The 9,285-nt window shown below is 44.3% G+C and carries 9 protein-coding genes and 2 pseudogenes; 7 read left to right on the plus strand and 4 right to left on the minus strand.

The annotated features are described in order from the left end of the window. The 5 genes and pseudogenes from MICAI_RS18145 to MICAI_RS18165 form a co-directional block, all read left to right on the plus strand. Nucleotides 1–316, plus strand: a pseudogene (locus MICAI_RS18145) (peptidase S8); the annotation flags it as partial. Nucleotides 317–560: 244 nt separating this feature from the next. After that, complete coding sequence (locus MICAI_RS18150) at nt 561–1,586, plus strand: aldo/keto reductase (protein WP_008205609.1); 1,026 nt, start codon at nt 561–563, stop codon at nt 1,584–1,586. Beyond that, nucleotides 1,583–1,990, plus strand: a complete 408-nt coding sequence (locus MICAI_RS18155; RefSeq protein ID WP_008205611.1) for a gamma-glutamylcyclotransferase family protein — start codon at nt 1,583–1,585, stop codon at nt 1,988–1,990. The genes MICAI_RS18150 and MICAI_RS18155 overlap by 4 nt, the downstream gene beginning before the upstream one ends. Nucleotides 1,991–2,049: 59 nt before the next feature. Beyond that, on the plus strand, nt 2,050–2,250 hold the full coding sequence (gene psb35, locus MICAI_RS18160; protein WP_008205613.1) for a photosystem II assembly protein Psb35: 201 nt from the start codon (nt 2,050–2,052) through the stop codon (nt 2,248–2,250). 305 nt (nt 2,251–2,555) lie between these two features. After that, on the plus strand, nt 2,556–3,701 hold the full coding sequence (locus MICAI_RS18165) for a DNA cytosine methyltransferase (RefSeq protein WP_008205615.1): 1,146 nt from the start codon (nt 2,556–2,558) through the stop codon (nt 3,699–3,701). Here MICAI_RS18165 and MICAI_RS18170 read toward each other — a convergent pair. Then, nucleotides 3,676–4,413 carry a hypothetical protein gene (locus MICAI_RS18170; protein ID WP_008205617.1) on the minus strand — a complete coding sequence of 246 codons (738 nt, stop codon included), beginning with the start codon at nt 4,411–4,413 and terminating at the stop codon, nt 3,676–3,678. The genes MICAI_RS18165 and MICAI_RS18170 overlap by 26 nt on opposite strands. Beyond that, nucleotides 4,391–4,642: a helix-turn-helix domain-containing protein gene (locus MICAI_RS24405; protein WP_002761350.1), complete on the minus strand. Its 252-nt coding sequence runs from the start codon at nt 4,640–4,642 to the stop codon at nt 4,391–4,393. Before MICAI_RS24405 ends, MICAI_RS18170 begins: the two co-directional genes overlap by 23 nt. A gap of 152 nt (nt 4,643–4,794) precedes the next feature. Between MICAI_RS24405 and der the strand changes: the two genes are divergently transcribed. Further along, nucleotides 4,795–6,153 (plus strand): ribosome biogenesis GTPase Der, encoded by a 1,359-nt coding sequence (gene der / locus MICAI_RS18175; RefSeq protein ID WP_008205619.1) that lies wholly within the window; start codon nt 4,795–4,797, stop codon nt 6,151–6,153. A gap of 3 nt (nt 6,154–6,156) precedes the next feature. Continuing rightward, the gene (locus tag MICAI_RS18180) at nt 6,157–7,032 is read left to right on the plus strand and encodes an energy-coupling factor transporter transmembrane component T family protein (protein ID WP_008205621.1); all 876 of its coding nucleotides are present in this window, start codon (nt 6,157–6,159) and stop codon (nt 7,030–7,032) included. A 1,076-nt stretch (nt 7,033–8,108) separates the two neighbouring features. Here MICAI_RS18180 and MICAI_RS27345 read toward each other — a convergent pair. Both MICAI_RS27345 and MICAI_RS18190 read right to left on the minus strand, forming a co-directional pair. Further along, nucleotides 8,109–8,462 (minus strand): annotated as a pseudogene (locus MICAI_RS27345) (clan AA aspartic protease). A gap of 218 nt (nt 8,463–8,680) precedes the next feature. After that, nucleotides 8,681–8,956, minus strand: coding sequence for a hypothetical protein (locus tag MICAI_RS18190; RefSeq protein WP_002752933.1), 276 nt, complete (start codon nt 8,954–8,956; stop codon nt 8,681–8,683). Between the last annotated feature and the right edge of the window lie 329 nt (nt 8,957–9,285).

The following is a 9,285-nucleotide window of genomic DNA, read 5'->3' on the forward strand; positions in this document are numbered from 1 at the left end:
GAATCGCATTTATTATGACTTACGCAATGTCGGACAAATCGCCCGCAATCGCGCTTTAAATTTTGCAGCTACTAACGCTTTTCAAGCCGTACAAACCTTCTCCCAAGCAGTGGCGATGGGAATGGAATTACACAGTATTGAAGTGGAAAAAAGCCCCTTCTGTCGCTACGGAAGTGAATGCTGGGATGTGAAATTAAAATTCTTCGATCCCGAAAATGGTCTGCGCGCTAAACGAGTTTTTCGCTTTACCATTGATGTTAGCGATCGCACTCCAGTAACCTTAGGAGAAGTGCGTTCTTGGGCTGTTTCTAAATAGCCTCAGTCTGCTAAGTACCTAAGCAAAAAATGATTAACCAATAAGGCCTAGGTTAACTTGTCAAAATTGTACCAAATGTACTTAGCAAAAATGTTGCTCAAATTCAATTATAAAGCGTTTCCTAAGCTAGTGAGGTACACCTATTTTTCTTCCCTTTTGCCTTTTGCCTAAAACCCATAACTTTTGTACCTCAGCAGCCCGAAAAACGCTATAATTAACTTCTTATTCAAAATTTTAGTTAATTATGCGTTACAAACTTTTAGGTAATAGTGGTCTGCGGGTTTCCGAACTATGTCTAGGGACGATGACATTCGGGCAAGATTGGGGTTGGGGGTCGGATAAAGAGGAAAGTCGGGCGGTTTTTCAGGCTTTTGCGGAAGCGGGGGGCAATTTTCTCGATACGGCCAATATCTACACAAACGGAACCAGTGAAACATTAGTGGGGGAATTTGTCAAGGGCGATCGAGAAAAATGGGTAATCGCCACGAAATATTCTCTCAACACGCGCCCCGGCGATGTCAATGCTTGCGGAAATCATCGAAAAAACCTCTTTCAAGCGGTAGAAGCTAGTTTAAAGCGTTTAGGCACTGATTACATCGATTTACTCTGGCTTCATATTTGGGACTCTCTCACTCCTATCGAGGAAGTGATGCGCGCTTTCGATGATTTGGTCAGGATGGGAAAAGTCCTTTATATTGGCATTTCTGACAGTCCTGCTTGGATTGTCTCCCAAGGGAACACCCTGGCCACCCTACGGGGATGGACACCCTTTATCGGACTACAAATAGAATATTCTCTCAAGGAACGCACCCCCGAACGGGAATTATTGCCCATGGCCAAAGCATTAAATATCGGGGTGACAGCTTGGAGTCCCCTGGGAGGAGGAGTTTTAACGGGAAAATATAATCAACCCAACCCCGTCGATGGTCGTTTAAGCATGACCGACCAACCTTTTCAAATTCTCGATCGCGATCTGAAAATTGCCGAGACCGCCCTAGAGATTGCCAGAGAAATCGGCAAATCACCGGCACAGGTGGCGTTAAATTGGCTCAGAAATCGCCCTAACTCCGTAATTCCCATCATTGGCGCTCGAAAATTGTCCCAATTGCAGGATAATTTAGCCTGTGTGGACTTTAACCTGACTGGGGAACAGCTGCAACGACTCGATAATATCAGTGCCATTTCCCTCGGTTTTCCCCACGAACTTTTAGCCAGTCAATTTGTTTGCGATATCCTATTAGGAGGAGTAGCAGCACAATTGGATCGATGATGGAAGTCTTTGTTTATGGAACCCTGAAACCCAAGGAAAGTAACTATTCTGCCTACTGTGCAGGAAAAGTGATCAACTCTAAAACCGTCTACACAAGGGGGCATTTATACCATCTTACCGCCCTCGGTTATCCCGGACTGACCGAGGGCGAGGGCTGGGTGAAAGGAATTTTATTGACTTTTAACGCAGATTATGATCTGGGGCTTTTGGATGGGTTGGAAGATTATCAACCCGGCAGAGATCCAGAAGAAAACGAGTATCAGCGTCGCAGAATCCCTATTTATAATCTAGAGCGAGAATTAATCGGCGAAGCTTGGGGATACATGATGACACCGGCAAAAATAGCTGTTCATGGCGGTGTTTGGCTGCCTTCCGGTTGGTGGACCAGTAGCGATCGAGAATAGGGATGAGGGGGCCGATTCTGTTAAGATATACAAATTAAAAGCTTAATCGTGAAAAAATTATGTATCTACTCCTAGAAGTGGCCAGTGGCAAATTCCCCGTTTATTTTGTGGCCGTTTATGTGGTCGGTTTTCTGGCTGCTGTCACCATCGGTTCGATCGCTTGGTACAATTCTAAACGCCCGGTCGGTTGGGAAGATGCCCAAAGACCTGATATTATCCCTGAAGTGAAGACCGGGATAGATTCTGATTCTCAATCCTAGAAAAAGGCAGTGATCAGTTATTTTAACCGTCAGCTTTTTTCTCCCTTCTCAGCAATCAGGTTAGTCGCGGGGGCTAAAGACCTTACTAGGCGGTTATTTCAGGCATTTGGCTCCTTATTTGATGCCTAAACGTTTCGCACCTATGAGAAACGCTCTCAATCAACCAAGATCGATCGCAAATCGCTATGATAGAATATTGGGTCTTTAATTTCCGTCCCCTCCTCCTCTTATGAAACTGCCTGTTGTCGCTATCATCGCTAGGATATTTAGTTGACAAGAGGCTCCGAATACGATAGTATTCAACCATGAAACAACAAATTATCGACTTATTTTCTGGTGCGGGCGGATTGACCACGGGATTTCATTTAGCCGGGTTTGAATCTATCTGTGCAATTGATGTAAATGCGAAAGCATTAGCAACCTATCAACATAATTATCCTAAAACACGCACTTTTCAGGAAGACATCCGCAAAGTTAATCCATCAGAACTGCGCTTATACTTAGGTTTACAAAGAGAAGAATTAACCGCCCTTATCGGGGGTCCACCCTGTCAAGGATTTTCACGAAATATCCCGGCTGGGTATCGCTATCTTAATGATTCTCGCAATCATTTATATAAGTCTTTCTTAGGATTTGTTCAAGAGTTTCGTCCTCTTCATGTAGTCATGGAAAATGTTCCTGAAATTTTGAAAGCTTATGGCGGTATCATCAGAGATGAAATTGTAGCACATTTAGAATCTTGGGGTTATCAAGTAGTTACTACTTCCCTAAACGCCGCTTATTATGGAGTGCCACAAACTCGCTCAAGAGCCTTTTTTTTAGCTAGTCTAGAGCGTTTACCATCCCTTCCCCAAGCAACTCATTCTGGTGATATCAGAAGTGATTATAAAGCTGTAAAATCTTGGACACAGCTTACTGTACTAGAACCAAATATTGCCCCAGTTACTACTGTTAAAGATGCCATTAGTGATTTACCTACTTTAGAAGCAGGACAAGCTTATGATCACGAAATTTATACTAGGGAACCCGAGACCATATATCAACAGAAGATGCGTGAGCAAAGTCAAAAAATTGTTAATCATATTGCCCGTGCTTTAACACCAATTCAAATGTCAAGAGTGCAAATTCTGGCGGAAGGACAAGATGCGAGAGATTTACCTGCTGAATTAGCACCGAAAAAACACTATAGCGGGGCCTATGGTCGACTTTCTTGGGATAAACCAGCAAGAACAATTACAAGGTGGTTTTTTCATCCCGGTTCTGGCAGATTTTTTCATCCGACCCAGAATCGGACAATCACAATTCGTGAAGCAGCAAGATTACATTCTTATCCCGATCATTTTCACTTTTTAGGGACTTATACTGATATGGCCTCTCAAATTGGAGAATCTGTGCCACCACTGTTAGGCAAAGTGGTAGCAGACTCTATGGGACAAAATCTTGAGTATTAGTTTGGGTTTGTAGCGCTGCAAAAATTGTCTCCACATATCGATCTATTGTCAGACGAGTTCTCTCAATTCTCAGACGAATAGCGGCAGCGGGGATTGTTCTGCTTCTAAACAACTGTTTCTGATTTTTGTACCAAACTAACTGAGTTTTGCCAGCGATGCTTCCCTGTAAACCTGCCCCTACTCCCCCAGTTTTTTTATCTATTGCCCATGCCCAAGAAAAAACATTAGGATCAAGAGGATTAAGGGGGTATTCACAGTAAACATATTCATTGCCCTCTCGGTTTTTTAGCAATATTCCCTCATAGCTGTTGATGACATTTTGAGCAGTTTGACTGGAGCGAATCTTCTCGTTCCAGTGTTGAATAATAGCGGTTCCCAGTTGTGCGGGGGAAGATTGCAGATTCAAAGAGGGAACCCCAAGTTGAATGGCTTTTTTGATAATATCTGCTCGTTGAATTACGAACAAAAAGGTATTATCTGTAGTTAAACTATTCAGTTGTAGAGATTTTAGCGACCAACCACTGGCAGTTTTACTGTCCACTGCATCGTAGAGTAGTTTGCTTCTGCCTAGGGCAGGATCGGATAAAGGAATATTCTTGATATAATGGAAAATTGCTTCCCAGCTATAATCCTCGATCGAGCCAATCAATGGTGAGGCAATTGCGGCTAGAATGTCCTGCTTTAGTCTTTTAGTCTCGTCGTTCGTTAACACTTAGGGATTCCTCTACGGAATACAAAAATTCACTCATCCTCAGACCTAAAGCATTAGTAATATGACTAAGCACTCTCACCGATGGACTTTTTAATCCTCGCTCTAGTTGACTGATGTAAGTTCTATGCAGACCTGTTACTTCCGCCAAATACTCTTGCGACCACCCTTTTTCTTGGCGATAACGCTGTAGCTCTCGTCCTAAAATTTGCTCTAGTTGACCAGATTGCATAAGCTGAATTCTAGTCTTTTGTATACCAAAGTTCTACAGACTAAAGTATTCAATGTCTCGGTGCCGAACAGAAACAGATAAATCAACCAAGGTCGATCGCAAATCGCTATGATAGAATATTGGGTCTTTAATTTCCGTCCCCTCCCCCTCTTATGAAACTGCCTGTCGTCGCTATTATCGGTCGTCCCAATGTGGGCAAATCCACCCTCGTCAATCGTATCGCTGGAGATCAACAGGCGATCGTTTTCGATCAACCCGGGATTACCAGAGATCGCACCTATCAACCAGCTTTCTGGTGCGATCGAGATTTTCAAATTGTCGATACAGGGGGGCTAGTTTTTAACGATGACAGTGAATTTCTCCCGTTAATCCGCGAACAGGCTTTAATCGCCCTAGCAGAGGCAAGTGTGGCGATTTTTGTCGTCGATGGCCAGGCAGGAATTACCGCCGGCGATCGAGAAATTGCCGCTTGGTTACGACAGCAAAATGTGCCGATACTTTTGGCCGTCAATAAATGTGAATCGGTGGAACAGGGTATCCTGCAAGCGACGGAATTCTGGGAATTGGCCATCGGTGAACCCTTCCCCATCTCGGCCATTCACGGTTCTGGTACGGGAGAACTACTTGATGCCCTGATTAAATATTTGCCACCCGGGGCGGAAATTCCCGAAAATGAAGAGATTAAAGTGGCAATTATCGGTCGTCCTAACGTGGGTAAATCCAGTCTCCTCAATGCTTTAACCGGACAACAACGGGCGATCGTCAGTCCGATTTCGGGAACCACCAGAGACTCGATCGATACTTTAATTGAACGAGAAGGACAGGTGTATCGGTTAATTGACACCGCCGGCATTCGCCGTAAGAAGAATGTGGACTATGGAGCCGAATTTTTCAGTATTAACCGTGCTTTTAAGGCAATTCGCCGGTCTGACGTGGTGCTATTCGTCATCGATGTGCTAGATGGTGTCACCGAACAGGATTTAAAATTGGCGGGACGAATCATTGAAGAAGGGCGCGCGGTGGTGCTAGTAGTCAATAAATGGGATGCGGTGGAGAAAGACACCTACACCATCAATACTTATACCAAAATACTCCAAGATCGACTGTATTTCATGGATTGGGCAGAAATGATCTTTGTCAGCGCCATGACGGGGCAAAGAGTCACCAAAATCCTCGAATTAGTCGATATTGCCGCCGAATCTCACCGTCGTCGCGTCAGTACCTCGGTAATCAACGATGTGATCGAAGATGCGGTTAAATGGCACAATCCCCCCACCACCAGGGGCGGAAAACAGGGGAAACTATACTATGGCACGCAAGTATCGAGTCAACCCCCCACGATCGCCCTTTTCGTTAACGATCCCCAGCGCTTTAATGATAACTATCGCCGTTACATCGAAGGGCAATTCCGGCAACAGTTAGGCTTTAAAGGAACCCCGATCCGCTTAATCTGGCGCGGCAAACCGGCGCGAGAAGTGGAAAAAACGGTTAATAGAGCCACCAAGGTCTAATTTATGGATTTATTGCGAAGTTTGCCCATCGGTCTTTATCTCGATCAACCGATTACCCGACTACATCAACTGGATGCGCGGGTAAAATTTATCTGGTTAATGGCTTTTTTAGCAGCACCCTTATTGGCTAATCCTTGGTGGCGTTTAGCTTTGGTGGGATTGTTAATATTTTTAACCCTGCTGGCACCTATTCCCCCCCGCGTCTGGCGGCAACAGATGGGCTGGCTGATATTTTTGGCGATTATCGTCTTTCTGATTACTGCTATCACTCCCGATGGTTTAGCGGTGAGTATTCAGCCGCGTTTACCAGAGGAAGGGCTGAATTTACCGCCAGCAAGTGATTATCAGTATGTTTTATGGGATAGAGGTCGTTTATTTGTTACCCGGCGTTCTTTGGAATTAGCAGTGAGAATTAGTACCTTAGTTTTTACTTTAATTTATAGCACTAATCTCTTTTTGTTGACGACGGCCCCGGAAGAAATTACCGAAGGTTTAGAGAATTTAATGAGTCCTTTACGGCGATTTAATGTGCCGGTGACGGAAATTTCTCTGACTCTGACCCTGTCTTTGCGCTTTATTCCTCTGGTTTTAGAAGAAGTGCAAAATCTAGCCAGGGCAGTGCGAACTAGGGCGATCGATTGGCAAAAATTAGGGATTAAAAGAAGTTTAAACCTCTGGTTAACAGTAGTGGAAAAATTACTAGATAATTTGCTTTTGCGCGCTGAACAAATAGCGATCGCTATGGAGGTTCGCGGTTTTACCAGTCCCAATCAGCATCAAGTACGCTGGCACCAATTACAGTTAAGATCGGCTGATTTTATCGCTTTATTTTTGTTAATTCCCTTTTGGGCAGCCCGATTAGTTTGGGGTGGTTTATAGCCGTGATCGGTGATCAGTTATCAGAGGCGAGTTTTCAGGATCGAAAACAATTGACAAAAATCACCGAATGCCTTTCTCTATAGTGGTTTCATCCCTGATCACCCCGTCCATTGATAACAAGAACCCAAGAGCCTCACTCCTCATTTCCCCACCTCCCCACTTCCGTTCGGACCTCGGCGTGAGACTTCGGACGTTCGGCGAGACTTCGGACGTTCGGCGAGCTCAGTCGAGCCGCGTGAGCTTTTGTCGAACGCTCGCTCGAACGCTGATCTCACGGCCGAAGCCCACTCGCTAATTTCCTACTAAAGATAGATATTTAAACACATCAAAAGTATTACTTATAAAAGTAAGTTACAGCGTTTCTGATCATAGATGAAGTATGACACAATTTAGCATTTGGCAAAGCCCATCTCATTTTTGTAAATCCACTAAGTTGCGATTTTTCAAGGGAGACTCACTGCCAAAATTGGGCGTTAACTGCGATTTTATCACTTAATCCCAGCTTTTGGCCAGTTATAGACCCCAAACTATCCGTCGGGGGACTAAGCTCCCGAACGCCAGATCAGAGGAATTGTCTTATTTTTTCCGTGAGATACCTACAAGCATTTGTTAATGTATTTGTAGCAACTCATCTAAGAGTCACCGATCATTACTAATGATCTATATTTATCATTCCTAATTGTCTATACTTCTGCCAATGTGAGATGCAGCCATTTGGCATCATCTCCAGGGGACTAGCTCCTGTTCTGGTGTTGCCTAAAACTGGAGACTTCGTACCTCACTATTAAGATAACTGCCATAGCCATAACAACTAACAACTTAAAAACTATGTTCGATCCAGATATTCCCGATAGTGCCTATTTACCCCTGATTTCCCTCCTCGACTTGAGAACGTACCTGAGATTCATAAATCTCATTACCACGTCGAGCAAACTCTTCTTTGCTGTAGCGGGTTTGACGGACTGTCATGATTGTAAATTTTCCTCGATCATTGCCTTATCTGGCATGATAACTGACCAGAAACTGCGCTGAATAGATTGCTTTGATTAAAACAAAATAAGGTGCGTTACATTTCATTAACGCACCCTACAAGATCGGCGTACTGCTACGCAGTGCCTTCGGCATCGCACTGTATCGACTTGCAACCGATAACCGCGCAACAGGCTCATTCCAATCAATGGCTCTGTCTCTGCCGCGTTAATCTCGATTTCTCAATACTGCCCACCCCAAATCACCATGCCATCATAGCTATCAAATAAGACTTCGCTACCATCGCCCAAGGTTGCCCGATCGCGGTAACTCGAAGACAGTTCAAGTTCTCTAATAGTAGCAATCGGGAGACTCAAGACCCCTACCCCTGTAAACCCTGTATCGATCACAGCAGTAATGGATTTAAGTTTGTCGCCGTTCCTCACAACCAAGGAAAGCATTAGACCTCTAGTAAAAATCAAAAATTGTTGTTAGGGTTAGGAGTCAGGAGTCAGGAGTCAGGAGTCAGGAGAATTAGGAATGAACAATAATCAATTAAATGGTCTATTTAAGGATTTTATGCAATTTAATCCTTATTCTTACCGTTTTTGAACCCTCAAAAATTAATTATGCAAGAGGTTTATTGCTTCGTAATTCTGATTGACGTAACCCTGCATCATCATAGAGCGTCTTTCAAACTCCGTGCGCCGAAACGATGAACGGCGCGATAGCCGATCCGAACAACCCAAGGCTGAGCATCAGGCAATCGTTCATAAAGTCGCCGAGTCGCAGTCATCGTATCGTCGGCAAGCTCAAACGCTCCAGTTTCGATGTCGATCGCCACAATTCTACCATGATTACCTTCCTCAATTTGGGGGCGCACCTGAGATTCATAAATCTCATCGCCACGTCGGGCAAACTCTTCTTTGCTGTAGCGGGGTTGTCGAACTGTCATAGATTTGACCTCTTTTCAACTATGCCCCTTCATTTTACCCTAAGCAATGGAGGTGTCTATCGTTGAGGTGGCGGAGGGGATTAAACTAGAAGTTGTTGGGTTTCCTTTTGTCAACCCAGCCTACATCTGACTTTAACTTGCATTAGGGAACGCGCCCTACAAGATTGCGATCGCACTACGGCGATGGCGATCTAACTTCAATTACTGCATACATATTTTAGGGACGAAGGAGACTCTGAACGCTGTTCCAAACATCTTGTTGATTGCCAAAACTAAATTTGACTTTGAGAGGAACTATATGAGCATCTTGACCAGAAGGTGATGCTAGA

The organism is Microcystis sp. T1-4, from assembly GCF_000297435.1.
GTDB lineage: Bacteria > Cyanobacteriota > Cyanobacteriia > Cyanobacteriales > Microcystaceae > Microcystis.